Source organism: Enhydrobacter aerosaccus, assembly GCF_900167455.1.
Classification (GTDB): Bacteria; Pseudomonadota; Alphaproteobacteria; order Reyranellales; family Reyranellaceae; genus Reyranella; species Reyranella aerosaccus.
In genome coordinates, this window is sequence record NZ_FUWJ01000005.1 from 177,125 (window position 1) to 202,965 (window position 25,841).

The 25,841-nt window shown below is 65.6% G+C and carries 23 protein-coding genes; 9 read left to right on the plus strand and 14 right to left on the minus strand.

The window, feature by feature from the left end; all coding sequences use genetic code 11:
- Nucleotides 1–42: 42 nt before the first annotated feature.
- From B5D62_RS19550 to B5D62_RS19560, 3 genes are all read right to left on the minus strand, one after another.
- Complete coding sequence (locus B5D62_RS19550) at nt 43–1,509, minus strand: ankyrin repeat domain-containing protein (protein ID WP_085935608.1); 1,467 nt, start codon at nt 1,507–1,509, stop codon at nt 43–45.
- 189 nt (nt 1,510–1,698) lie between these two features.
- A complete protein-coding gene (locus tag B5D62_RS19555) occupies nt 1,699–2,829 on the minus strand; it encodes a serine hydrolase domain-containing protein (RefSeq protein ID WP_085935609.1) in 1,131 nt (376 codons plus the stop codon).
- A 197-nt stretch (nt 2,830–3,026) separates the two neighbouring features.
- Nucleotides 3,027–5,516, minus strand: a complete 2,490-nt coding sequence (locus B5D62_RS19560) for a ligase-associated DNA damage response DEXH box helicase (RefSeq protein WP_085935610.1) — start codon at nt 5,514–5,516, stop codon at nt 3,027–3,029.
- Between the two features lie 357 nt (nt 5,517–5,873).
- Here B5D62_RS19560 and B5D62_RS19565 point away from each other — a divergent pair, with 357 nt between their 5' ends.
- The 6 genes from B5D62_RS19565 to eutC all read left to right on the plus strand — a co-directional run bounded on the left by B5D62_RS19565 (nt 5,874) and on the right by eutC (nt 13,465).
- Nucleotides 5,874–6,884 (plus strand): ligase-associated DNA damage response exonuclease, encoded by a 1,011-nt coding sequence (locus tag B5D62_RS19565; protein ID WP_085935611.1) that lies wholly within the window; start codon nt 5,874–5,876, stop codon nt 6,882–6,884.
- Nucleotides 6,885–7,223: 339 nt separating this feature from the next.
- Nucleotides 7,224–8,804, plus strand: coding sequence for a cisplatin damage response ATP-dependent DNA ligase (locus tag B5D62_RS19570; protein WP_085935612.1), 1,581 nt, complete (start codon nt 7,224–7,226; stop codon nt 8,802–8,804).
- A complete protein-coding gene (locus B5D62_RS19575; RefSeq protein WP_085935613.1) occupies nt 8,801–10,192 on the plus strand; it encodes a DUF2252 domain-containing protein in 1,392 nt (463 codons plus the stop codon). The genes B5D62_RS19570 and B5D62_RS19575 overlap by 4 nt, the downstream gene beginning before the upstream one ends.
- 52 nt (nt 10,193–10,244) lie before the next feature.
- Nucleotides 10,245–11,237, plus strand: a complete 993-nt coding sequence (moaA, locus tag B5D62_RS19580; RefSeq protein WP_085935614.1) for a GTP 3',8-cyclase MoaA — start codon at nt 10,245–10,247, stop codon at nt 11,235–11,237.
- A gap of 8 nt (nt 11,238–11,245) precedes the next feature.
- Nucleotides 11,246–12,622, plus strand: coding sequence for an ethanolamine ammonia-lyase subunit EutB (locus tag B5D62_RS19585; RefSeq protein WP_085935615.1), 1,377 nt, complete (start codon nt 11,246–11,248; stop codon nt 12,620–12,622).
- A gap of 9 nt (nt 12,623–12,631) precedes the next feature.
- Entirely contained in the window at nt 12,632–13,465 is an 834-nt protein-coding gene (eutC, locus tag B5D62_RS19590) for an ethanolamine ammonia-lyase subunit EutC (RefSeq protein ID WP_085935616.1), read from the plus strand.
- Here the strand turns inward: eutC and B5D62_RS19595 are convergent.
- The 3 genes from B5D62_RS19595 to B5D62_RS19605 all read right to left on the minus strand — a co-directional run bounded on the left by B5D62_RS19595 (nt 13,428) and on the right by B5D62_RS19605 (nt 15,663).
- Complete coding sequence (locus B5D62_RS19595) at nt 13,428–14,369, minus strand: DMT family transporter (protein WP_085935617.1); 942 nt, start codon at nt 14,367–14,369, stop codon at nt 13,428–13,430. The genes eutC and B5D62_RS19595 overlap by 38 nt on opposite strands.
- A 93-nt stretch (nt 14,370–14,462) precedes the next feature.
- Nucleotides 14,463–15,173, minus strand: coding sequence for a gamma-glutamylcyclotransferase (locus B5D62_RS19600; protein WP_085935618.1), 711 nt, complete (start codon nt 15,171–15,173; stop codon nt 14,463–14,465).
- 22 nt (nt 15,174–15,195) lie between these two features.
- Nucleotides 15,196–15,663 (minus strand): MaoC family dehydratase, encoded by a 468-nt coding sequence (locus tag B5D62_RS19605; protein WP_085935619.1) that lies wholly within the window; start codon nt 15,661–15,663, stop codon nt 15,196–15,198.
- 229 nt (nt 15,664–15,892) lie between these two features.
- On the opposite strand from B5D62_RS19605, the gene B5D62_RS19610 reads away from it, so the two are divergent.
- On the plus strand, nt 15,893–16,714 hold the full coding sequence (locus tag B5D62_RS19610; RefSeq protein ID WP_085935620.1) for an enoyl-CoA hydratase: 822 nt from the start codon (nt 15,893–15,895) through the stop codon (nt 16,712–16,714).
- A 1-nt stretch (nt 16,715) separates the two neighbouring features.
- On the plus strand, nt 16,716–17,138 hold the full coding sequence (locus B5D62_RS19615; RefSeq protein WP_085935621.1) for a hypothetical protein: 423 nt from the start codon (nt 16,716–16,718) through the stop codon (nt 17,136–17,138).
- 110 nt (nt 17,139–17,248) lie between these two features.
- On the opposite strand, the gene argC is transcribed toward B5D62_RS19615, so the two are convergent.
- From argC to B5D62_RS19655, 8 genes are all read right to left on the minus strand, one after another.
- A complete protein-coding gene (argC, locus tag B5D62_RS19620; RefSeq protein ID WP_085935622.1) occupies nt 17,249–18,226 on the minus strand; it encodes an N-acetyl-gamma-glutamyl-phosphate reductase in 978 nt (325 codons plus the stop codon).
- 217 nt (nt 18,227–18,443) lie between these two features.
- Entirely contained in the window at nt 18,444–19,241 is a 798-nt protein-coding gene (locus B5D62_RS19625; RefSeq protein ID WP_085935623.1) for an ABC transporter permease, read from the minus strand.
- A 1-nt stretch (nt 19,242) separates the two neighbouring features.
- Nucleotides 19,243–20,061, minus strand: coding sequence for an ABC transporter ATP-binding protein (locus B5D62_RS19630; protein WP_085935624.1), 819 nt, complete (start codon nt 20,059–20,061; stop codon nt 19,243–19,245).
- 12 nt (nt 20,062–20,073) lie between these two features.
- Nucleotides 20,074–21,126, minus strand: coding sequence for an ABC transporter substrate-binding protein (locus tag B5D62_RS19635; protein ID WP_085935625.1), 1,053 nt, complete (start codon nt 21,124–21,126; stop codon nt 20,074–20,076).
- Between the two features lie 104 nt (nt 21,127–21,230).
- Nucleotides 21,231–22,094 (minus strand): crotonase/enoyl-CoA hydratase family protein, encoded by an 864-nt coding sequence (locus B5D62_RS19640; RefSeq protein ID WP_085935626.1) that lies wholly within the window; start codon nt 22,092–22,094, stop codon nt 21,231–21,233.
- A 10-nt stretch (nt 22,095–22,104) separates the two neighbouring features.
- Nucleotides 22,105–22,437 carry a DMT family transporter gene (locus tag B5D62_RS19645; protein WP_085935627.1) on the minus strand — a complete coding sequence of 111 codons (333 nt, stop codon included), beginning with the start codon at nt 22,435–22,437 and terminating at the stop codon, nt 22,105–22,107.
- A gap of 3 nt (nt 22,438–22,440) precedes the next feature.
- Entirely contained in the window at nt 22,441–23,475 is a 1,035-nt protein-coding gene (locus tag B5D62_RS19650; protein WP_085935628.1) for a glycosyltransferase family 2 protein, read from the minus strand.
- Nucleotides 23,468–24,208, minus strand: a complete 741-nt coding sequence (locus tag B5D62_RS19655) for a class I SAM-dependent methyltransferase (RefSeq protein WP_231714874.1) — start codon at nt 24,206–24,208, stop codon at nt 23,468–23,470. Before B5D62_RS19655 ends, B5D62_RS19650 begins: the two co-directional genes overlap by 8 nt.
- A gap of 55 nt (nt 24,209–24,263) precedes the next feature.
- Here B5D62_RS19655 and B5D62_RS19660 point away from each other — a divergent pair, with 55 nt between their 5' ends.
- Nucleotides 24,264–25,841: a hypothetical protein gene (locus B5D62_RS19660; RefSeq protein WP_085935629.1), complete on the plus strand. Its 1,578-nt coding sequence runs from the start codon at nt 24,264–24,266 to the stop codon at nt 25,839–25,841.

The following is a 25,841-nucleotide window of genomic DNA, read 5'->3' on the forward strand; positions in this document are numbered from 1 at the left end:
CCGCCTCGTGAGCGGGCCGGAAGCTTGATTGGCGCCTTCGTTCTATTCCACACCACCTCGTTCGCGGATCAGCGCGGCGATCTCGGGGCGGCCGAAATAGGTCGCCCAGCCCAGCGCCGTCGCCTTGAACTTGTCGTCGCGGACATTGGGGTCGGCACCGGCGTCGAGCAGAAGACGCGCCAGATCGATCGCACCGCTCTCGACGGTCATGTGCAAGGCCGTGTGGTTGCAGCCCCACATCGGCCGCTTGGCGCTCACGGCAACACCGTGGGCGATCAGCCATCGAATGGCGGTCAGGTTCCTCTTGTTGACCGCAAGATGCAGCGCGATCGTATCGCGCCCCTCCGGCCCGATGCGCGCGGGGTCGTCGCGCAGCATGGCTTCCGCCGCCGCGTAACGTCCCAGGTTCACCGCGGTCAGGAAATCGAGCTTCGCGCCGGCATTCAGCAGAAGATCGATCACCGCCGCATCGGCATTCTCCAGCGAGGCGGTCGTCACCGGCGTGGCACCCGCCGCATCGATGGCATTCGGATCGGCACCGAGTTCGAGCAGGAGGCGCACCATCCTCACCCTGTTCTTGGCGGCGGCATGGTGCAGGACCGTCCGGCGATGCTGGTTGCGCGTCATGCGCGCCACCAGCAGGTCCGGCCGGCGGGCGATCATCACCCGGACGTCGTCGACGCGATCGAGGGCAATCGCGCTCCAGAGGGTCAAGGTCGCGCCATGGGCCAGCAGATACTCGGCCACATCCTCGCGCACCCGCGCAAAGCAGGTCGCCCAGCCCAGCACGCCAATCCCGTAATCGTCGCCCTTGCCCTCGACATCGGCGCCCGCCTCGACCAGCAGCCGAATGGTCTCCAGGTCGCCATGGACCACGGCGAAATGCAGCGGCGTCGCATTGTCCGGGAAATCCCGAGGATCGAGATCGGCGCCGCGCTCGATCAACAGCCGGATTGCCTCATGCCGGTTGCGCAGGGCGGCCAGATGCAGCGCCGTGGCCTTCTTGAGGCCGCCGCCCATCGCGTCAATCAGCTCGGGATGGGCATCGAGATGGGCGCGGAGTTCGGCGACATTGCCGTCCTGCGCCGCGCTGAGGATGGCACGCACCTCCCGCCCCTCCGATTCCGGGCGGCCCACCCTCTCCCAGAGCGTCCGGGTCAATATCTCGATCGCGTCGTGGCCATGCTCCTTGGCGATCTGCATCACCGTACGGCCATCGCTGTCCGGCGTCGCCGGATCGAAGCCGGCGGCGAAAGCGCGCCGCACAGCCTCGACATCGCCTGCTTGCGCGGCATCGAACACGCGCCGGCTTTCCCGATCGGTGGCGGCAATGCCGTCGACATGCGCCTTCAGGGCGCGCCAGCTCGCGAAGCCATAGGCACGTGCGAGGGCAAGCTGGGCCTCGTGGAGGCGTGCAGTCGGACTTTTGACCCGCAGCTCGGCAAGCTGTTGCTTGGCGGTTTTCTTGAGCCAAAGGATGTTGGCTTTGGCAGGCAGGACCTGCGGCATGGCAAACCTTCTTTCTTCGCGCCCGGCGACCGCAACTCTCGGGCAAGAAAGAAGGAGGATGTCAGCGTGACGCTGGAGGCGGGTTCAACCCTTTACGCGGTCCGTCGGTCGCCTTCTCGACCGGCGGCAAGTGTAAAGGCGGCTCGCGGCGGCCGTCAACGGACGAACGGCAGCGTGGACGTGAATGCTCTACAGGGAAGCGTAGACGGCGCGCTCGAAGGTCTCGAAGGCGGCAACGGCCCGAGCATCGTAGAACGGCAGCAGCTGCGTCGCCCACACGCCCGTCACCTTCTTCACCGGATCGATCCAGTAGTAGGAATTGGCGAGGCCGGCCCAGGCGAGGCTGCCGGCCGAACGGCGCCCCGGGAAGGGTTCGGGGTTGATCATGAAGGTGAGCCCCCATTCCATGCCGTCGACGAAATCCATGTCGGCACTGCGGCCGGGGATCTGGGTCTTGAGCGGCCGGCAGCGCACCTCGCCCATGGCGTTCTTCGACATCGACGCCACCGTCTCCGGCTTCAGCACCTGCACGCCGTCGAGCGCGCCCTGCCCCAGGATCATGCGCACGAACCGGAGATAATCGCCGACAGTCGAGTAGAGCGCGCCACCGCCCATGAAGACTTCCGGCTCCTGATTCAGTTCGTGGTCGGTGGCCACGAAGCCGTCGGTTTCGGCCCGCACATGCACCGCCGCCTTGCGTGGCCGCTGCGTGGCACCGATCCTGAAGCCGGTATCGACCATGCCGAGCGGCTCGAACAGGTTCTCCCGCAGGTACTGGTCGAGCCGGACACCACTTGCCGCCTCGACCATAAGACCGGCCCAGTCGATGCCGGTGCTGTATTCCCACTGCTCGCCGGGATCGAACAGCAGCGGTGTTTCCAGGACCGCCCGCGTTCCCGGTTTGGGGACGCCCTTGAGCTGGACATAGCGATAGATGTCGGCGTTCCAGGTGTCGTAGCCCAGTCCCGCCGTATGCGTCAGCAGATGCCGTAGCGTGATCGGCCGCTTCGGCAGGCGCGTGTGCACCGTGCCATCGGCATCGATGCCCACCAGCACCTCCTTGGCGCCGATCTCCGGCACCAGATCCGCCGCCTGCGCATCGAGCGAGAGCTTGCCGCGCTCGACGAGCTGCAGGGCGGCCGCTCCCGTCACCGCCTTGGTCATCGACGCGATCCAGATCACGCTGTCGGGCTTCAGGACCCCTTCGGCACCCTGGAAGATCACGCCGCCATCCGTTGCCGCCGCCGCGACCACGCCGGGTACATCGCCCGCGCGTACGGCGTCCTTCAGGGTATTGCCGATGTCCATGGTGCCCCTCAATTCATGGCCCTGAATATGGCGACATTTCCGGACCCAGCGCGAGCGAAGACTTTTCTCTCTGCGGCGCGATCGACCGAAGATCCCTCGGCCTGCGGCCTCGGGATGACACCATCGTCGATCCGCACGATGCGCTCCCTGATCGGTGTCATCCCGAGCACCGCGAGGGATCCCTTGCCGTGTCGATCATGGAGACCGGTCTATGTCAGCCGCGTCGCCTCATCGATCAGTTCCTGCGCCGCGATATCCAGCAGTTCGTCCTCGGCGGTGCCGTCCAGTACACGCTCCTTGCCGATCTCCAGCAGCACCGGCACGGCGAGCGGCGAGATGCGGTCGAGGCGACGGTAGTCGATGCGGCCCTTGGCGCGCCGCAGGAGATCACCCAGCCGCTTCAGGTCGGCGAGCTGCCAAGCGGCATCCTGCCGCGTCGCCCGCAGCAGGATGTGATCGGGTTCGTGCTTGCGCAGGGCGTCATAGATCAGGTCCGAACTGAACGTGACCTGCCGGCGCGACTTCTCCTCGCCGGGAAAACGCCGCTCGATCAGGCCGGCGATCACCGCCACGTTGCGGAACGAGCGCCGCAGCATGGTCGATTCGTCCATCCACGCCTCGAGATCGTCGCCCAGCATGTCCTCATCGAAAAGCTGGTCGATCTGCGCCTTGGTCGACGGCCGCAATCCCCACAGGCCGAGCACGTAGTCGGTGGCGACGAAGCCCAGCGGCTTCAGTCCCAGGCGCTCCATGCGCCGCGTCAGCAGCATGCCGAGCGTCTGGTGCGCGTTGCGGCCCTCGAAGCAGTAGGCGACGATGAACTGCTTGGAGCCGCGCGGGAAACCTTCGACGAGAAGGCTGTGGCTGTTGGGCAGGGTCGAGCGCCAGCGCTGGATATCGAGCCATTGCCGCACCTCCGGCGGCAACTTGGGATGCCGCGACGGATCCTGCAGGATGCCACGCACCCGATCGGCCAGGAAGGTCGAGAGCGGCAGCCGGCCACCCCCATAGGCGGGCACCTTGGGGTCGCCCATCGTCGCGAGCGAACACAGCGCCACCAGTTCCTTGACGCCTTCGAAGCGCAGCAGGCGGCCCGCGAAGACGAAGGTGTCGCCCGGCACCAGGGCCTGGATGAAGGATTCCTCCACCTCACCCAGCATCGGTCCGCGCCGCAGCTTCACCTTGAGCAAGGGCAGCTCGACGATGGTGCCGACATTCATGCGGAACTGCCGCGCGATCAGGGGCGAGGACAGCATCCAGCGCCCGTCCGGCAGCTGCTTCAGACGATGCCAGCGGTCGTAGGCCGCCAGCGCGTAGCCGCCGGTAGCCACGAAATCGAAGGTATCGTCGAAGTCCTTGCGCGGCAGGTCGCGATAGGGCTGCGCGCGGCGGACCTCGTGGAAGAAGGCCTCGCGATCGATCGGCTGAGCGCAGGCGGTGCCGACGATGTGCTGGGCCAGCACGTCGAGGCAGGCCGGCCGCGGCGGGTCGCCGTCGAGCTCGCGCGCCTCGATCGCCTCCAGCGCCGCCAGCGATTCCAGCACCTCGAAGCGATTGGCGGGTGCGATCATGGCGCGGCTGGGTTCGTCCAGGCGGTGGTTGGCGCGCCCAATCCGCTGCATCAGGCGACTCACGCCCTTGGGCGCGCCCATCTGGATGACGAGATCGACATCGCCCCAGTCGATGCCGAGATCGAGCGAGGATGTCGCCACGACCGCGCGCAGCTTGCCAGCGGCCATCGCCGCCTCGACCTTGCGCCGTTGCTCGACCGCCAGCGAACCGTGATGCAGGCCGATCGCGAGATTGTCGTCGTTGAGGCGCCATAGCCGGTCGAAGGTAAGTTCGGCCTGCGCCCGGGTGTTGACGAAGATGATCGAGGTCTTGTGCTGGCGGATGATGTTGTAGACCTCGGGCACCGCATGCTGGCCCATGTGGCCGCCCCACGGCAGGCGCTCGTGGGCATCGATGATCGAGACATTGGGCGGCGCGCCGGGATCGCCGAGGACGATCTCGACCATATCAGCCTCACGCAGCCGCAGGTAATCGCTGAGCTGCGGCGGATCGGCCACCGTCGCCGACAGGCCGACGAACCGCGTCTTCGGTGCCAGGGCCGCCAGCCGCGCCAGGCACAGCGCCAGGTGGTGACCGCGCTTCGAGGTCGCGAAAGTGTGCAGCTCGTCGATGATGACGCAGCGCAGGCTGGCGAAGAACTTCTCGGTATCCGGATAGGACAGCAGCAGCGCCAGCGACTCCGGTGTCGTCATCAACAGGTCCGGCGGCCGTTCGCGCTGGCGCAGGCGCCGGCTCTGCGGCGTGTCGCCGGTGCGGCTTTCGGCCCGCACGGGAAGCTGCATTTCGCTGATCGGCGCCTCGAGATTGCGCCGGATGTCGGTGGCCAGGGCCTTGAGCGGCGAGATGTAGAGCGTATGCAGCTCGCCCTTGCCCTTGGCATGGGCGAGATCCTTTCCAGCTCGTCGCCGCTCGCTCAGCTCGATCAGGGACGGCAGGAATCCGGCCAGCGTCTTGCCGCCACCGGTGGGGGCGATCAGCAGCGCGCTCTTTCCTGCCTCCGCCAGCGCGATGAGTTCGAGCTGATGCCGGCGCGGCGTCCAGCCCCGGCTTTCGAACCAGCGCGCGAACAGGTCGGGAAGGACGCGATCCGCCGTATCGGGCCTGCTCAAGGGGGAGATAAGCGTCATGCCTTGTTCGTCGCCGCTCCGGCGCTACGTACTTCCTCGGCGACGGCGAAGGCCGTGCCCGTAATGATGACAATACCTATATGAGGTTGGCACGGGTCCAATCCTACCGCGACCGACGCGACCGCCGGCGCATTTGACGACCGGAATCGTCAGTTGGGTACGGTCGGGCTTACGCTGGCGGCGGTTCTGCCTGGAGACATCTGTGACCAACGGCGGCTCAAATAGGAATTCTCATGCAAACGCGCCAGTTACCCGGGTGTAACGCTTAAATTTTCCATTTTTTAATGGGATCGAAGACAAAAGCCGAATGTCACTCCCCAAAATTCCTCATGTCCGGACGGGTCGGACGGAGCTGTGATGAATCCCCGGTCCTGGCTCTATCCGACGCCGCGCGGGCTCTATTGCGCGCCGGGCGATTTCTATGTCGACCCCGCCGTCGCGGTCCCACGCGGCGTGATCACGCATGGTCATGGCGACCATGCGCGGCCCGGCCATCGCTCGGTCCTGGCCACGCCCGAGACGTTGGCCATCATGCGGGCGCGCTTTCAGGACATGCCGGATACCCAGCAGCAGGCGCTGAAATACGGCGATGGCGTGAAGATCGGCGATGTCGACGTGAGCCTCGTGCCGGCCGGCCACATTCTCGGCTCGGCCCAGGTCGTGCTCGAATACAAGGGCCAGCGCATCGTCATATCGGGCGATTTCAAGCGCCGGCCCGACCCGACATGCGCGCCGTTCGAGCCCGTCCCCTGTGACGTCTTCATCACGGAAGCGACCTTCGCGCTGCCGGTGTTCCATCACCCTTCGGATGCTGGCGAGATTGGCAAGCTGCTGCGCTCTCTGCAGACCTTTCCCGAGCGCACGCATCTGGTGGGCGTCTATGCCTTGGGCAAATGCCAGCGGGTCATCAAGCTGCTGCGCGCCGCCGGGTACGACAAGCGGATCTGGCTGCATGGTGGCCTCGCCAACCTGTGCACGCTCTATCAGCAGCACGGCATCGAGTTCGGTGACATCGCCCTGGTGTCGGACGCCATCCTCGAAACCTTCAAAGGCGCCATCGTCCTTTGCCCACCCTCGGCGATCGCCGACCGCTGGTCGCGCCGCTTCTTCGATCCCATGCCGGCCATGGCCTCGGGCTGGATGAGCGTGCGCGCACGCGCCCGCCAGCGTGGCGCGGAACTGCCGCTGATCATCTCCGACCACGCCGACTGGAGCGAACTCAAGCAGACGCTGTCCGATGTCGGGGCGCCAAAGGTCTGGGTGACCCACGGTCGCGAGGAGGCTCTTGTCCATTACGCGCGCTCGATCGGCATCGACGCCGAGGCCCTCCACGTGGCCGGTCGGGACGAGGAAGAGGGCGAAGGCTGAGATGATGATCGGTCCATCGACGGTAGATTGGCTCGCGAGCGGACGCCCGTCGTTGCCCCCTCACCTCTCCCCCTTGCGGGTAGGGCAATTGCATATGAAGTCGTTTCGTCATCCCGAGCGAAGCCGCCTGCAGGGCGGCGCAGTCGAGGGACCCCTTTTCCCGCTTCCATCCAGAAGTGACGGCAGAGAAAAGGTCCCTCGACTGCGCCTCGCTGCGTTCGGCTTCGCTCGGGATGACGGCAAATCTTTGTATAGGCGATTACCCTCCCCCGGTCGGGGGAGAGGTCGGGTGAGGGGGTTGCGGATGCCGTACGCATCCCACGCTCCTCGCGTGCCCTGATGCAGGCCTTTGCCGCACTCCTCGACTCGCTCTCCTTCCAGCCGGCGCGCAATGCCAAGCTGCGGCTGATCGAGACCTATCTGCGGGAGACGCCCGATCCCGACCGAGGCTGGGCCCTAGCCGCGCTGACGGGTGAACTCGATTTCCCGGCCGCCAAGCCCGCCCTGCTCCGCGGTTTCGGCGAAGACAAGATCGGCCCCGAGCTGTTCCATCTCTCCTACGATTATGTCGGCGATCTGGCCGAGACGCTGGCGCTGATCTGGGAAGGCAATCCCGATGCCGGGCCGCCGCCGAGCCTGGGCGAGGTCGTGGAGACATTGCAGCGGGCCACCAAGATGCAGACGCCCGCCATCCTCAAGCGCTGGCTCGATTCGCTCGATGCCACCGGACGCTGGGCGTTGTTGAAGCTGCTGACTGGAGCGCTGCGCGTCGGCGTATCGGCGCGGCTCGCCAAACAGGCGGTCGCGAACATCGGCAGCCAGCCGGTGTCGGAGGTCGAGGAGGTCTGGCACGGGCTAAGCGCGCCCTATCGTCCCCTGTTCGACTGGCTGCTGGCAGAAGGACCGAAGCCTCGCAGCAACATGGGCGGTGCCTTCCTCTCGCCGATGCTCGCCAATCCGATCGACCGCACCGAGCTCGACACGCTCGATCCGGGCCATTTCCGTGCCGAGTGGAAGTGGGACGGCATCCGTGTCCAGGTCGCGTCGTCCGGCGGCGTAAAGCGACTCTACAGCCGCGCCGGCGAGGACGTTTCGGGTGCCTTTCCGGACATCATCGAGGCGATCGATTTCGACGGCGTGTTCGACGGCGAGTTGCTGGTGCGTCGCGACGAAGCCATCGCGCCGTTCAACGACCTGCAGCAGCGGCTCAACCGCAAGACGGTGACGCCCAGGATGCTCAAGGAACATCCTGCCCATGTCCGTCTCTATGACGTGCTGTGGCTGGAGGGAGAGGATCTGCGGGCCCTGCCCTTCGATGCCCGCCGTGCCCGGCTCGAAGCCTGGATGGCGGAGCGGCCGCGCGCCCGCTTCGACATCTCGCCGCTGGTCGTCTTCACCGACTGGGCGCATCTGACAGAGCTGCGCGAGGCCATGCGCCAGGACGGCATCGAAGGATTGATGCTGAAACGCGGCGACAGTCCCTATCTCGCTGGCCGCCCCAAGGGTCCGTGGTTCAAGTGGAAGCGCGATCCGATGCTGGCCGATTGCGTGATGATGTATGCGCAGCGCGGCCACGGGAAGCGTAGTTCCTTCTATTCCGACTACACGTTCGGCTGCTGGCGCGAGACCGACGAGGGCAAGCGCGAGCTTGCGCCCGTCGGCAAGGCCTATTTCGGCTTCACCGACGAGGAGCTGCGCTGGCTCGATAAATGGGTGCGCGACCACACCACGAACCGCTTCGGTCCCGTGCGCGAAGTCGAGCCGTCGCTGGTCCTGGAAGTGGCATTCGATGGCGTCGCCCGTTCCACACGCCACAAATCGGGCGTATCGCTGCGCTTTCCGCGCATAAACCGGATCCGCACCGACAAGCCGGCCGCGGAGGCCGACACCGTCGACAACCTGCTGCGCCTCGTGCCATGACCGCTACGATGGAGACATTGATCGACGGCCTGCCGCCGCAGACCCATACCTTGCCGCTGCAGGAGCGTATCGCGCGTGGCCATGCCTTGCGGGACAACTGCCCGCGCAAGAGTCATGGCGAATGGACAGCCCCGACCGACCGCCGCGATCCGATTGCGATCCTGATCGAGCAGGGCCAGACGCGCCTGCAGGATCTGCTGCCCTTGCGCTACGCGCGCATGACTGCGTCACCCTTTGCCTTCCTGCGCGGCGCCGCCGCCGTGATGGCCGCCGATCTGGCGGCCACACCGGCGACGGGTCTGCCAGTCCAGGCGGCGGGAGATTGCCACTGCCTGAACTTCGGTGGCTTCGCCACGCCCGAGCGTCGACTCGCCTTCGACATCAACGACTTCGACGAAACGGCGGTGGCCCCCTGGGAGTGGGATGTGAAGCGCCTTGCCGCCAGCTTTGCCGTTGCCGGCCACGGACTGCTCGACAAGGACGGACGGCGCGACCTTGCCGTCGCCTGCGCCCAGGCCTATCGCGAGACGATGACGGCGGTCGCCGCGATGCCGGTGCTCGACGCCTGGTATCTGGCGACCACGATGGACGACAAGGAAGTGGCCGCCTCGATCGGCGTCAATGCCCACACGCTCGAGAAGGCTGGCAATGCGCTGAAGCATGCCGTGGCGATGATCTCGCTCAAGCATAGCGGCGGCCCCACTCCCCGCATCGACGATCAGCCGCCGCTCGTCTACCACGCACCGCCCGCCGAGGCAGACGCGTTCAAGGCCGCCATCGAAACCAAGCTCGAGGACTACATCGCCTCCCTGATTCCCGAGCGGCGCACGCTACTGCGGCGCTATCGCCTGGCGGACGTCGCCTACAAGGTCGTGGGCGTGGGCTCGGTCGGCACGTTCTGCGGCGTCATGTTGATGGTGTCAGGCGACGGCGAGGGACTCTATCTCCAGTTCAAGGAGGCGACGCAGTCGGTGCTCGAGCCGTATGCGGGCCCTTGCCCGCATGCGCATCATGGCGAGCGTGTGGTGCGCGGCCAGCACCTGCTGCAGGCCGCCTCGGACATCTTCCTCGGCTTCACGACCGGTCCGACCGGACGCCACCTCTATATCCGCCAGCTGCGGGACGCCAAGGTCAAGCCCCAGGTCGAGGCCATGCCGCCGGGCCAGCTTCGCCGCTATGCCGCGATCTGCGGCGAGGTCCTGGCGCGCGCCCATGCCCGCACCGGCGACGCCGTGGTCCTCTCCGCCTATCTCGGCAAAAGCCCTGCCTTCGACGAGGCCATTGGCGCCTTCGCCATGGCCTATGCCAAGCAGACGGAACTGGACCATGCGGCGCTGCTGGCGGCCGTCAAGGACGGCCGGGTGCCGGTGGCGGGACCGGAAACATGAGGTCCGCGTAGCCCTTGCAGCGCATAACGGTCATCCCCATTATCCGGCCGTCATGATCGATCCTTTTGGCCGCCATATCACCTATCTGCGCGTCTCCGTGACGGATCGTTGCGACTTCCGCTGCGTCTATTGCATGGCCGAGGACATGACGTTCCTGCCCAAGGCCGAGGTGCTGTCGCTGGAGGAACTCGAACGGCTGTGCACCGCCTTCGTCCGCCGGGGCGTCAGGAAGCTGCGCATGACCGGCGGCGAGCCGCTGGTGCGCAAGAACGTGATGTCCCTGTTCCGGGGACTCGGCCGGCATCTGGAGAGCGGCGCGCTCGAAGAGCTGACGCTGACCACCAACGGCAGCCAGCTGGCCAAATACGCCCGCGAACTCGCCGATATCGGCGTGCGCCGCGTCAATGTCTCGATGGACACGCTCGATGCGACCAAGTTCCGCCAGATCACGCGCTGGGGCGATCTCGACCAGGTGATGCGCGGCCTCGACGCGGCCCAGCAGGCCGGCCTGCACATCAAGATCAACGCCGTCGCCCTGCGCGGCGTCAACGACATGGAGTTCGAGGAGCTGATCCGCTTCAGCCACGGTCGCGGCATAGACCTCGTCCTGATCGAGGTCATGCCGATGGGCGAGATCGGCGGCGAGAACCGCCTCGATCAGTACCTGCCGCTGTCGCTGGCCCGCACCAATATCGCCCGGCATTTCACGCTCACCGAGACCGACTATCGGACCGGCGGCCCGGCCCGCTACTTCAAGGTCGAGGAAACCGGCGGACGATTGGGCTTCATCACGCCCCTCACCCATAACTTCTGCGAAAGCTGCAACCGCGTGCGCCTCACCTGCACCGGCACGCTCTATATGTGCCTGGGCCAGGAGGATGCCGCTGACCTGCGCGCGCCGCTGCGCGCCTCGGACAGCGACGAGCTGCTCGACAAGGCCATCGACGCGGCGATCGCGCGCAAGCCCAAGGGCCACGATTTCATGATCGATCGTCGCCACACCGCGCCTGCAGTGCCTCGGCACATGAGCGTCACCGGCGGCTGACCGCGCCGATGTACAGCGCGACCATCGGGGGCCATCGCTACACCTTCGACACGCTTGCGACCCTGATGGCCAAGGCAACACCGCTGCGCAGCGGCGACGTGCTGGCAGGCCTGGCCGCCGGATCGGCGCAGGAACGCGTCGCGGCCCAGTATGCGCTCGCCGATCTGCCCCTGCGGACGTTTCTCTCCGACGCGGTGGTGCCGTACGAATCGGACGAGGTCACGCGGCTGATCATCGACTCCCACGATGCAGGCGCCTTCGCGACCGTCGCGCATCTGACCGTCGGCGGCTTTCGCGACTGGCTGCTGTCGGACGACGCCACGTCCGACGCGCTGGCGGCGATCCGACCTGGCGTCACGCCGGAAATGGTGGCCGCGGTCAGCAAGCTCTGCCGCCTGCAGGACCTGCTGACGATTGCCGCCAAGTGCCATGTCGTCACGCGCTTCCGCACCACCATCGGCCTGCCCGGACGGCTATCGGTGCGCTTGCAGCCAAATCACCCTTCCGACGATCCGGCCGGCATCGCCGCCAGCATCATGGATGGCTTGCTGCTCGGGGCCGGCGATGCGGTGATCGGCATCAATCCGGCGAGCGACAGTCCCGAGCGCACGCACCAACTGCTGTGCCTGCTGGAGGAGATCCGGCTCAAGCTCGAGCTGCCGGCGCAGAGCTGCGTGCTGTCACATGTGACGACGACGCTCGAGCTGATCCGGCGCGGCTCGCCGGTCGATCTCGTCTTCCAGTCGATCGGCGGCACCGAGGCAACCAACCGCAGCTTCGGCATCGACCTCGCCCTGCTGGCGGAAGCGCACGCCGCCGGCCAGTCCCTTCGCCGCGGCACGATCGGCAACAACCTGATGTACTTCGAGACCGGCCAGGGCAGCGCCCTGTCGGCCGAGGCGCATCACGGCGTCGACCAGCAGACCCTGGAGGCCCGCGCCTATGCCGTGGCTCGCCACTTCGATCCCCTGCTGGTCAATACGGTCGTCGGCTTCATCGGTCCGGAGTATCTGTTCGACGGCAAGCAGATCATCCGCGCCGGCCTCGAGGACCACTTCTGCGGCAAGCTCCTCGGCCTGCCGATGGGCTGCGATGTCTGCTACACCAACCATGCCGAGGCCGATCAGGACGACATGGACGTGCTGCTGACCCTGCTGGCCAATGCCGGCGTCAATTTCGTCATGGGCGTGCCGGGCGCCGACGACATCATGCTCGGCTATCAAAGCACCTCGTTCCACGATGTACTGGCTGTGCGCGAGCTAGTCGGTCGCCGGCCGGCGCCCGAATTCGAGGCCTGGCTCGAACGGCAAGGACTGCTGAACCCGCAGCGCAACATCCGTCCGGCCAGTCTGCCGGGCACGATGCGCAAGATGCTGGCCGGTTGAGGGGCGATCATGATCGATCACCGACGGCAGGACGCATCCCCTTCCGCGGACCGGCTCGACCAGGAAATCTGGGATCGGGCCCGTCGATTCACGCCGGCCCGCATCAGCTTGACACGCAGCGGCGCCTCCCTGGCAACGGCTCCTCTCCTCGAGTTCCGGCTGGCCCATGCCATTGCCCGCGATGCCGTGCACGCGGCGCTGGAAGTGGCGGACCTGCGGCGCGCGCTCGAAGGGCTCGGCCTGCCGATCCTGACGGTACCGAGCGCGGCCCAATCCCGGCGCGACTACCTGCTGCGGCCCGATCTCGGACGGCGCTTGTCGTCGGAAGGCGCCGATGCGCTCGCCCCTCACGCCGGATCTTACGACCTGGTCTTCGTGCTGGCCGATGGATTGTCCGCAACGGCAATCGCCCGACACGCGCTGCCGCTGCTGCAACAGGCCTTGCCTCTGGTGCAGGCCAGAAAATGGCGACTGGCGCCCCTGGTCATCGTCGAAAGGGGTCGCGTCGGCATCGGCGACAGGATCGCCAATCTGCTGGGCGCGCGCGCCGTGGTCGTGCTGATCGGCGAACGGCCCGGCCTGTCCGCACCCGACAGTCTCGGCCTCTACATGACCTGGCAGCCCGGACCTGGAACCACCGACGCCGATCGCAACTGCATCTCGAACGTGCGGCCGGCCGGTCTCTCCTACGCCGATGCAGCCTATAGGCTGACGTACCTGCTGCAGCAGATGTTCGCCGTTGGCCATTCCGGCGTCAGGCTCAAGGACAACTCCTCCGATTCGGCCCTTCCCTCTCAGGCGGCGCTCAACCTGTCGAACCTGGAGTCGCCGTCGCGCTCTTGATGCGGGCGCGCCGAACGGCCTCGCGGTGGGAGATGTACATGGCGCTGCTGAAGATCACGGCGGCACCGACGAAAGTCCAGATATCGGGTTGCTGGCTGAACAGCACGAAGCCCAGCAGCGCGTTCCACAACAGCGACAGGAAGCCGATCGGCTGCAGCAGCGTGATGTCGGCCAGCTGGTAGCCGTTCTGCTGGCTGAGATGGCCAAGCGTGCCGCACAGGCCGGCGGCGACGAACCACAGGATGTCGGCCCAGGCTGGCGTTTCCCAGAACCACAGCGCCACGGGGGCGGCGAACATCACGATGGTGATGTTCTGCCAGATCACGATCGTATTGGCCGAGTCGGTTCGCGCCAGCGCCTTGGAGATCAGGTTGGAGGCCGAGAAGATCGGCGTGCTGGCCAGGATGCAGAGCGCACCGATGCCGATATCGCCGACACCGGGCCGGATGATGATCATCGCACCGGCAAAGCCCACCAGGACGGCGATCCAGCGCCGCAACCGCACGTCCTCGCCCAGGAACAGCGCGGCACCAATGGTGATGAAGATCGGCCCCGTGAAGCCGAGCGCCGTCACGCTCGCGAGCGTCGTCAGCGGCAGGCCGATGAACCACAGGAACATGCCGGCGGTGTGCAGAGCCCCGCGCGAGACATGCAGCGCGAGCCGGTTGGTGCGCAGCGATCCGTACAGGCCCCGGCGCAGGACGATCGGCAGCAGGAACAGCGAGCCGAAGAAGTAGCGCAGGAACGACATCACATAGGAGTTGAGATGCTGCGCCGGAATGAGCGTGCACACGTTCAGCAGCGCAAACAGCACGCCCGACAGACCAACCCAGAGAATGCCGCGAAGATTGGGAGACAGTGCCCGCCAGCGGAGCACGAACGAAGACGTCAGGGAGGGAAACACGCGGTGACTATGTCACAGCCGCTGCATTGGCGCACGATGATCGATGCACAATGATCGACCTATGACGATCGATATCGATTTCGAATCGCGAGCTCAGGCGCTGTGCAGGACCTCGGCCGATGGCGCGACATCCTCGCCGCGCAGATGCGCCACACGCTCCATCAGCTCCTCGATATAGGGATCGATGATCCCCAGCGCGCGGGCATGCGCCGCCGTGTTGGCCAGATAGTCGCGACAAGCACCACGACGGCCTTCGGCGAAGGCGATGTGGTGCGCCTTGCGCTCCATCGACAGGTTTCCGCAATACTGGCAGTGCGCCGTATCGACCTCGAAGGCCACGGCGGTAACGAGGCGGCCGTCGCGCAGGCGGGTCGGAATCCATTGCGGCCTGTAGACACCGGACAGCATCTCCCGGTTCCACACAATGGCCAGTTCGCTGCGCACCTGGTGCGGCGCCAGGCGATAGGCAATGCCTTCGCAGCTCCCGCCTCGCTCCAGCGCCAGCATGAGCCCCGGCAATTCCGGCGTGCCGCGCCCCATCGGGGTCCAGAAGCAGAAGGAACGATGCCAGCCTTCGACGCGGCACGGCGAGGCCTCGACATAGTCGATCGCCGGGTTCCACATCAGCGACCCGTAGGCGAACACCCAGGCATCGTCGTCGGGCCCGAAGCGCTCGAGCGCCTCGTTCAGGCTTGCCGCCCGCTCTTCCGCCGTCAGGAAGAAATCATAGCCGGCGGCGCGCGCATCGGCGACGATCTGCTCGATACGCTCGTGGCTCAGCTCTTCACGTTTCAGCAACGCCATGGGGTCACGCGACAGAAGGAAGTTACAGGCCGTAGACGATGGACATGGTCTCGGCCACGCAGGCGGGCCGCTCCTGTCCTTCGATCTCGATCGTCATCTGATTGGTCAGCCGCACGCCACCGCCGGCCATCGGATCCGCGGCCAACAGCTTGGCCCGCGCCCTGACCCGCGAACCGGCCGGAACCGGGCTGGTAAAGCGGACCTTGTTGCAACCGTAGTTGATGCCGTTGCGCACGTTGTTGATGTGTGAAATCTGATGATTGAGCATCGGGATGAGCGACAGCGTCAGGAAGCCATGGGCGATGGTCTTGCCACCCGGCATTTCCTTCTTGGCCCGCTCGACATCGACATGGATCCACTGATGGTCTCCGGTCGCATCGGCAAAGCGGTTGATGCGGTCCTGTGTAACTTCAACCCAATCGCTGACGCCGATTTCCTGTCCCACATACTTGTGCATTTCATTGGGGTGGGCGAACTCCCGTTTTGCCATTTCCTACCTCGGTCCGTCTTTTTTCCTAGATTGAGCAACATAACACAGGATCACTCCCCTCGCGGCCGAATTTCCGCCGGAGCAACGTTTCGGACGAGACTGTAGCCAAAAACCAGACCGCCTCATTCAGTTCATCGGGTGACAATTGTAGCGCTGCAGTTCCATTTGTATCGTTACGCGGATTTTCCCGTAATGCGATCCACAAAAACGCACAGGAGGATGCCCAGCAATGCGATTTGAAACGGTGCTCTACGACGTCGAGGAGTCGATCTGCACGATCACCCTCAATCGTCCCGAGAAGCTCAATGCCTGGACGCGCCAGATGCATCTCGACCTGAAGGAGGCAATGCATGCGGCTGGAAGCGATCCCGACGTGCGCGTCATTATTCTCACCGGCGCCGGGCGTGGCTTCTGTGCCGGGGCCGACATGAGCGGCCTCCAGGCGATCGGTGCCGGCGGCTCTGCGGATCGCAGCGCCAAAGCAGCAGGTGACCTGGCCGGCGGCAGTACGCTTGCTGATTTCCGGATGAACTATTCCTATTTCCCGGCCATCCCCAAGCTCATTATTGCAGCCATCAATGGTCCCGCCGCTGGGCTGGGTTTTGTCATTCCACTCTATGCCGACATGCGCTTTGCCGCCGAATCGGCCGTCTTCACGACGGCGTTCGCCCAGCGCGGACTGATTGCCGAGCATGGCGTCAGCTGGCTGTTGCCACGGCTGGTCGGCCTGCCGGCCGCCCTCGACCTCCTGTGCTCGGCCCGTAAGTTCCGGGCCCCCGAAGCCTTGTCCCTCGGACTGGTGAACCGGGTGGTACCCGACGACAGGTTGATGGCCGAGACGCGGACCTACGCCCGTCTGATCGCCGATACGGTGTCGCCGCGCTCGGTCGGCGTCATGAAGCGCCAGCTCTGGGAGGCACAGTTCCAGACCCTGGCCAAGGCCACCGTCCAGGCCAACCACGAGATGGAACTCTCGTTCCAGACCGCCGACTTCAAGGAAGGCGTGGCGCACTTCCTGGAAAAGCGCGCCCCGAAATTCACCGGCACGTGAGATGGACCTGTCGCTGGAGATCGAACCGACGGGCTCGAACGAGCTGGCCTCCTGTCCGTGGTGCGGGCAAAGGAGCCGGACGGTTTGGGGCCACGTCTATGCCGACGACCTGCCGCGAGCGGCCTATTTCTTTCATTGGACGGTCGATCGCATTGCCGATCGCGGCGCCAGCATCAACGTGATCATCGGCGACTGGGGAGACGGAACCACGGCCGAGGACCGGATGGTCGTGGCCCTGGAATACAGGCGCCTCGAAACCGGTCCGGGAATGGGCGTCGTCGATACGACGACCCAAGGCAAGTCGAGGCCGGCAACGCGGGCCCTGAGGCGCGAAGAGGTCATCGGCACCGCACTCGCTGACGAGGTCTTCGCCATCGTCGATACCTGCCTCGGTTCTGACAGTCGTCTCGCCGAGCTGCTTTAGCTGGCTGCCGTGACAGTCATCGACCCGGAACGGTTTCCGGCCCGCGGGCCGGTCCGGCGACTGTCGTGTGCGTCGGCGTAAGCGGCTGGCCTTCTATGAGGCCAACACGCTCACGGCCACACAGGCGCGCCGTCCAGCCCCGCCGTTTCCGGCAGGCCGCAGATCAGGTTCGCGTTCTGCACCGCCTGACCGGCCGCGCCCTTGCCGAGATTGTCGACCACGCCCATCGCGATCACCAGGTTGCGCTCCGGGTCGGCCGCATAGCTGACGAAGGCGAGGTTCGAGCCGGTCGCCCACTTGGTCTGTGGTGGCTTGTCGGTCACGCGGACGAACGCCCGCCCGGCATAGAAGCGCCGGGCCGCGTCCAGGCATTGCTCCGTGGTGGCGCGGCCGCGGCAGTAGATGGTGGCGAGGACGCCGCGGGTCATTGGGATCAAGTGTGGCGTAAACACCAGCCCGGCTGCACTGCCGCCACTCAGCCGCTCGATCGTCTTGGCAATCTCGGGCATGTGGGTGTGCTTGAGCAGACCGTAGGGCACCAGGTTCTCGTTGCTCTCGGCGTAGCCGAACCTGCTGTCGGCGCCGCCGCGGCCGGCGCCGGAGATGCCGGTCTTGACGTCGATCACGATGTTGCCGGGCTCGATCAGCTTGTTCACCAGCAGCGGCGCCAGCGCGTTCAGCGTCGCCGCGGGGTAGCAGCCGGGATTGGCGACGCGGGTCTGGCCCTCGATCTGGGTTGGCCAGACGTCGGCCAGGCCATACGCCCAACCGTCGACATAGCGGTGGTCGCCGCCGATATCGACGATCTTCACGTCCTTGGGCACGCGCGCCAACGCCTCGGCCGAAGCGCCCGTGGGCAGCGACGCGAACAGCACGTCGAGCTTCGGCAGAGTGGCGGGATCCCACTTCTCGATCACCAGCTCGGCCAGCCGGGCCGGCACGCCGGGGAAGCGGTCCACCAGCTTGCTGCCGGCGCTGCCTTCGCCCGCCGCGTAGACCAGTTCGAAAGACGGATGGCTCGCCACCAGGCGCATCGCCTCGCCGCCGCCAAAACCGCTGATCCCCACGATGCCGACGCGAATGCTCATGGTGGTATCCTACTCCTGGAGAGACCGAGCCGGGCTAGTTGCGCAAGCCGTTGGGCATGTCAAGCAATCCAGTCCGTCCATCAGTTGCCGTTCCGAGCCGATCGAGTAGAGCTGCCTCCGGCCGCTTTGCGGGCGCGATGCCGGGCAGCTCCGACCGTGCAGGCTCAGCGAATGACGATCCGACCTCGGAGCGGGAGTTTCCCAGCACCCGGTCGAATCAGACCTTCTCGGTTTCGCTGGCGCGAGGCTGCCAGGTCATCAGTCGGCCTTCGACCGCGCTGACGAGAGCATCGAGAACCAGCGCAAAAATCGTGAGCACGATGATGCCGGCGAAGACCGTGTTCACGTCGAACGTCCCCTCGGCCTGCAGGATGAGGTAGCCGACGCCCTGGGCCGAGCCGAGATACTCGCCGACCACCGCACCCACGAAGGCAAGCCCCACCGCGTTGTGCAGGCTCGCGAACACCCAGCTCATGGCCGACGGAAGATAGATCGAGCGCAGCAACTGGCGCCGCGAGGCGCCCAGCATGCGGGCATTGGCGATCAATGTCGGACTCACCTCCCGCACGCCCTGATAGACATTGAAGAACACCACGAAGAAAACCAGCGTGACGCCAAGCGCGACCTTCGACCAGATGCCGAGGCCGAACCAGACCGCGAAGATCGGCGCCAGCACGACGCGCGGCATCGAGTTGAAGCCCTTGATGTAGGGATCCATCACCGCCGACGCGGTGGGCGACAGGGCGAGCCAGAGACCGATGCCCAATCCGAACACCGAACCGATGACGAAGCCGAGGGCCGTCTCCAGCAACGTGACGCCCAGATGGACGAAGATGTCGCCCGACACGAACCAGTCGATGATGACCGCCAGGACCTTCTGCGGCTCACCGAAGAAGAAGGCAGCGCGATTGTCCTGCTCGAAATAGAAGGGCGGAATCAGTCCGGGCTTGGTGAAGACGTACCAGAGCGCGACCAGGAAGCAGAGGATCAGGGTCTGCAGAACGCGAAGCCGCATCTCAGGCCGCCCTCTGCCGTTCGTAGGCCTTCAATACCTCCTCCTTCATGGCACCCCAGATCTCCTTGTGAAGAGCCAGGAAGGCGGGCGTCATACGAATCTCGGAAACGTCGCGCGGCCGCGGCAGATCGATGCGGAAGTCGCCGATCGGGTGCGTTCCGGGACCAGCCGACAGCACCAGCACGCGGTCCGACAAGGCGATTGCTTCCTCGAGGTCGTGGGTGATGAACAGGACCGACTTCCTGTCCTCCGCCCACAGCGCCAACAGCTCGTTCTCCATGAGCTGTCGGGTCTGGATGTCGAGGGCCGAGAACGGCTCGTCCATCAGCAGGATGTCGGGTCGGGTGATCAGCGTCTGCGCCAGCGCCAGGCGCTTGCGCATGCCGCCCGACATCTGGTGCGGATAGCGATCGCCGAACCCGGCGAGCCCGACACGGCGCAGCCATTGCTCGCCCTGCTGGCGGGCATCGGCTCGCGCGACACCACGGAACTCGAGGCCGGCGATCACATTGTCGATGCCGGTGCGCCAAGGCATCAGGGCATCGGCCTGGAACATGTAGCCGGCCCGCTTGTTCACGCCCTGCGCCGCCATCAGGCGTTCGCCGAAGATGTTCACAATTCCCGATGACGGCGCCAGCAATCCCGCCGCCACGTTCAGCAAGGTCGACTTGCCGCAGCCAGTCGGCCCAACCACGGAAACGAACTCGCCCTTGGCGACCGTCAGCGTGGTGTTTGCCACGGCGGTGTAGGCTGCTCCGCCGTCCCGCCCGGCAAACCGGCACGTCACGTCCTCCAGCGCCAGCGCAGGTACGCTACTCATCGCTGGGCACGCCTAGCTGTGCTTCTTGGCGCGCTGCGCGAACTCGTTGGTCCAGGTCTCCTCGAGCTTGATCTTGGCCTTGTCGGCCGCGATCTTCGGATCGGCATCGGACAGGAACTTCAGGCAGTTCTCCATCGCACCCGGCGGCATCATCCCGTCCGGCGAGATCGTCTCGCGCACGCCCGCAAAGGACTTCTCGTAGATCGCGCGGTCGCCCAGCAGGTACGCCTCGGGCACGGTATTGGCGACATCGGCCGGCGACGCCGTCTGCAGCCATTCGTCGGCACGCACGATGGCGGTGGCGAGCGCCTGCGCCGTGTTGGGATTCTTCTTGAGGAAGCCGGGCTGCGTGTAGAGGCAGGCGGCCGGGAACGGTCCGCCGAAAACTTCCTGATTGCCCTTGGTCGTGCGCGTGTCGACCTTGATGTCGATGAGACCCTTGTCCTGCAGGATGGTCAGCGCCGGATCGGTCTGCGACACGCCGTCGACCTGGCCCTTCTCGACCGCGGCGACGACCGTCGCCCCGGCACCGACACCGATCGCGATCACATCGCTTGCCTTGAGCCCGCCCTTTGCCGCCCAGCTCAGCAGCAGCATGTGGGTGGACGAACCCGGCGCACTGACGCCGAACTTCATGCCCTTGATGTCGGCCGGACCCTTGACCTTGGCCGCGATGTCCTTGCGCAGGCCGATAGCGATCTGCATGCCTCGTCCCATCAGAGCGAAACCGACGATCGGCTGGCCGCGCTGCTGCATGCGGATCGTGTGCTCGTAGGCGCCCGAGGTCACATCGGCGCTACCGCCCATCAAGGCTTCGAGCGACTTCGAGCCGCCCTGGAAATCGTTGATCTCGACATCGAGACCCGCATCCTTGAAGAAGCCCTTCTTCTCCGCGATGGTCAGCGACAGGTAATACAGAGCCGACTTGCCGCCGACCGCCAGCACGACCTTCGGCTTCTCCGGTTTGCCCTGCGCCCTGGCGATGTAGGGCGCCGCGACGGTGCCGACGACAAGAGCCGGAGCCGCCGCCAATACCGAACGGCGCCGCAAGTGCAGCTTGGTCATTTTTTCTGTTCCCTCCCAGGAATGCCGGCAAAACTTGCCGCAACTATACCTCGCCCGCAACTATCTCCAGCTCGCCGTTCGGTGGGCCCGTTGGCTGGACGCCGCTAGCTGAACTTTCTCTCCGTCCACCACGGGAAATAGGATGGCATGCCGGTGCTGACCTTCATCGGAAAGCGGGCCGGACGCTTCTCGAGGAAGGCGGTCACACCTTCCTTCACGTCGTCCGACTTGCCTCGTGCATAGATGCCCTTGGAATCGATCTTGTGGGCTTCCATCGGATGATCGGCGCCCAGCATCTTCCAGATCATCTGCCGGTTGAGGGCGACCGACACCGGTGCCGTGTTGTCGGCGATCTCGCGCGCCAGCGCGTAGGCTGCCGGCAGCAATTCGTCCGGCTTGTGCACCGACCGGACCAGCCGCCCCCGCAACGCCTCTTCAGCCGGAAACACGCGACCGGTCATCACCCATTCCAAGGCCTGCTGCGGGCCGACCAGCCGCGGCAGGAACCAGCTCGAGCAGGCCTCCATCACGATGGCACGGCGCGTGAACACGAAGCCATAGCGGGCGGCGTCCGAGGCGAGCCGGATGTCCATCGCGAGCTGCATGGTCACGCCGACGCCCACCGCGGGGCCATTGCAGGCGGCAATGGTCGGCTTGAGGCATTCGTAGAGTCTCAGGGTGAAGAGCCCGCCACCGTCGCGATGGCCGTCCAGGCCCGGATCGACAGACCCCCGGTTTTCGGCATTGAAGGTATTGGCGCCGCCGGAGAGATCGGCCCCGGCACAGAAGCCGCGCCCAGCCCCGGTGAAGACGATCGCCCGAACATCGTCGTCGCGATCGGCACGATCCATCGCGTCCAGCAATTCCGAGAGCATCTTGCCGGTGAAGGCGTTGAGCTTGTCCGGACGGTTCAGCGTGATGGTCAGAATGCCGTCTTTGGCTTCGTACTTGATCTGCTCGTAGCTCACACCCGTCTCCTCACCCCTGATTGATCAATGCCACGCCGCACACGATCAGGACGATGCCTCCGACTTGCCTCAGACCGAATGGCTCGCCGAACAGGAAGTGCCCCAGCACCGCGACGATGGCATAGGACAGCGACACGCTCGGAAAGGCCACGGACACCGGGATCTTGCGCAAGGCAATGATGTAGAGAAAGGCGGCGGATCCATAGAGCGCAAGGCCACACAGGGTCGAAGGGCGAAACACCTGGCTGACGAAGTCGGGCGCATCGGCACCCTGCTTCAAAAGAATTTGGCCGGCGATGCCGGCCAGGATCCCGATGCCCAGCGCTACGTAGTTGACCAACATCTGTCATGCCCCCGAACGAGTTGGCTCGCGATGCGGATGCCCTGCCGCTTTCGTATCCGGCGCCGGCCGCTCGACCGCGAGGCCGCCGCTCCCCTCCTCGGCCTTGCGCCGGAAGACCTCGCGCACGAGGTATTGCGGCTTGCGATTGACGGCGAGGAACATGCGACCGAGATATTCGCCGATCAGCCCGACCACGACCAACTGCACGCCGGCAAGGACCAGCACAGCCACCATCAGCGAGGCCCAGCCCTGCGGTGGCTTTTGGTCGGAAATCGCCTCGGCGATCACGATCACCGCCGCAAGCGCGCCCAGCGTCCCGAAGGCAATACCGAACAGCGTGGCGAAGCGCAGGGGAATCACGGAGAAATTCAGGAACATCGACAGCCACAGCCGGAACAGGCGGGAGAGCGTGTAGTTGGACCGACCTTCGGCGCGCGGCAAATGATGGACCTGCAACCGGCCGACATTCTGAGTGACCTGGAATACCAGGCCGTCGACATAAGGATAGGGTCCTTCGTATCCCGACGAGATCTGCTCGCGGACAAAGGCCGACAGACAGCGGAAGCTCGACAGATACAGGCCGCGAGGCTTGTCGATCAGATAGTCGGCGCACCAGTTGGTGAAGCGGCTGCCCAAGTTGCGCCAGGCGGCGTGCTTCTTCTCCTCGTAGTAGGTGTAGACGGCATCGTAATTGCCGTCCCGCGCATATTCGAACAGACGCTTCACCTCGCCCGGCGGGTTCTGCAGATCGTCGTCCATCGTGATCGCATAGGCGCCCCGCGCACGCGCAAGCCCGGCCATGACGGCGTTGTGCTCGCCGAAATTGCGGCTGAGGCTCAGCACCGTGACCGGAGCGCCGGGCTGGGCAGCGAGCTGCTTGCAGACGTCGAGGCTGTTGTCGGGACTGCCATCCACAACCAGGACGATCTCCAGTCCGTCCTCGATCTCGAGGGCCCGCAGGGCGGCAACGAGTTCGCCGATCGTGGCGGCACCGTTATAGACCGGGACCACGATCGAAAGCGCGGGCGCGTCAGCCATGGCGTTCGGCCATCAGGATGAGCGAGCCGCCGAACGGCAGACGCAACCCGGCACGAATTGCCCAACGCTCCATGGCCAGCGCCGCCGAGAACAGGCGGTCCTGCCAGGCCGGAAAGTCGCGGACATCGCTTTCGGCATCCTCTCGCTCGATCAGTCGGTGCAACAGCATCAGGGGAAACAAGAGCATATTCCAGTAGGTCGATGACAGCACATGAAAGCCGTGGTTGGCGAGCAGCCGGCGTGCCTGGCCGAGCGTGAAACGGCGCGCATTGTGCACGCGCCTGTCGTGTGCCGACAACATCCAGGAATAGGCCGGGAGATTGAAAACGGCGATGCCGCCGGGGGCGAGGCAACGCCGCGCCTCGTCGAGGGCGAGATCTGGCTCGACGCCGGTGTGGCAAAGGACATCGAGGGACAGATATCCAGCGAGGCGGCCGTCGCCCAGCGGCATTTCGGTGACCGACCCTACCGCCACCGGCCGCCCGGTCTTCGCAGCCGCGAGCGCCGCGGCAGCCGTGTCGTATTCCAGCCCGATGGTCGCATGGCCGTGCACATCGGACCCGAGCCGCGCCAGCATGCCTCCGGTGCCGCAACCCGCATCCAGCACCGCCCCCGACGCCGCCGAGCGATGCAGTGCCGCGACAAGAAAGTCGGCGACCAGGAGACGCAAACCGCGATACCACCACATACGGTCCTCCACGGCATGCATGCGCTCGTACTCGGTCCGCTCCACGCTCGACGCTCCTGCTTGTCGCTCCTTGCCCCGCTTATGATATCTTCGCCCCGCCTTGCCAACCGCTCCCCATAAGCCGCCGCTTCACGCGCCCCGCCTCGAGCAGCTTCTCCTGCTGCCGCTGTTTGCTCTGCCGATCCTGTGGCTCACCGGCTATTTCTTCCCACCCATCAACCATGATGTGGGCGCCATCCTCGATGTCTCCGGCCGCTGGGTCGCCGGCGAGAGGCTTTATGTCGATGTCATCGACGAGAACCTGCCGCTGACCTTCATCGTGCACGCCCTGCCGGTGCTGACCGCCAAGGTCCTGCCGGGCGGCGTTCCCTTCTGGTTCACCGCCTGGGTCGTGGCCGGCATCTTCGCCTCGTTCTTCGCCTGCCGCCGCCTCATCCGGCAAATCCCGTCCGCCGACCACGCGCTGACGGAAGGCCTGCTGCCTCCGGTCCTGCTGTTCCTGTTCACGGTGTTGCCGAACGAGCATTTCGGGCAGCGCGAGCACATCATGTTCGTGGCCAGCGCGCCTTACCTGTTCGCCTCGATGGCGCGCGCGGAAGGGGCTCATTTCAGGCCAGGCAGTGCCATCGCTATCGGCCTCGTGTCCGGCGTCGCCTTTGCGCTGAAGCCGTATTTCCTGGCCATTCCCGCCGCGGTCGAACTCTACCTTCTGCTGCGGCGCGGTTGGCGCGCGAGTCTGTCCGACCTCATGCCATGGTCGATCCTGGCGGTCGCCGTGATTCATCTCGTGCTGATGTATACGGTGTTCTCCGCCTACGGCCGCTTCGTGATGCCCTTGGCGGTCGAAGCCTACGAGCCGATCGGTGATGCGGGCTGGTGGCAGATCCTGACCGGCAACGTGATGGCGCCGACATTGCTGGCGCTGCTGGTCTTCGGTGCCTTCGCCGTCTTCCTGACCCATACGCTCGCTGCCCGCGCCCTGCTGGCCTTCGGCATCGGCGCCGCCGCGTCGGCGATCTCGCAGGCCAAGGGCTGGCCCTATCATCTCCTGCCCGCCCTGTCGGTGGCGATCCTGCTCGCGGCCCTCACCATCTCCCAGACCGTCGATCGCTTCCTGCCGATCAGCCGCAGCAGCCATCGCCTGCCGGTGGCGGTCATATCGGCGACGTTGATGGTGCTGCTCTACTTCCAGGCGGCGCTCTACACGCCGCCGTTCCTCAAGCAGCGCCAATACGAGGATTCGGTTGGCGGCCTCCTGCGGCACATCGTCGAGCAGAATGCGCCGCATCGAACCATCCTCGCGCTGTCGCCCGGCATCTACCCGTTCTGGCCGATGCTGAACTACACCCGCGGGCGCATGACGATGCGCTTCCTCACCATGTGGGTGCTGCAGGGTGTCTATGCGACCTGTGAGGATTTTCCGGCGCTCTACAATGCGCCGGACACGATGTCCGACACCGAGAAGTTCGTCTACGACGCGGTTTCCGAAGACTTCGCCCACGGCAAGCCCGATCTCCTGATCGTCGACACGATCCCCGGAATTCCCCGCTGCCAGGGCAAGATCTTCGACTATCTCGAGTACTTCCGGCAGAATCAGGTGTTTGCCGACGCCTTCGCGCACTACGAACACCTGATGGATTTCGATCGCTACCAGATCTACCGCAAGAAGAAGCGCTGA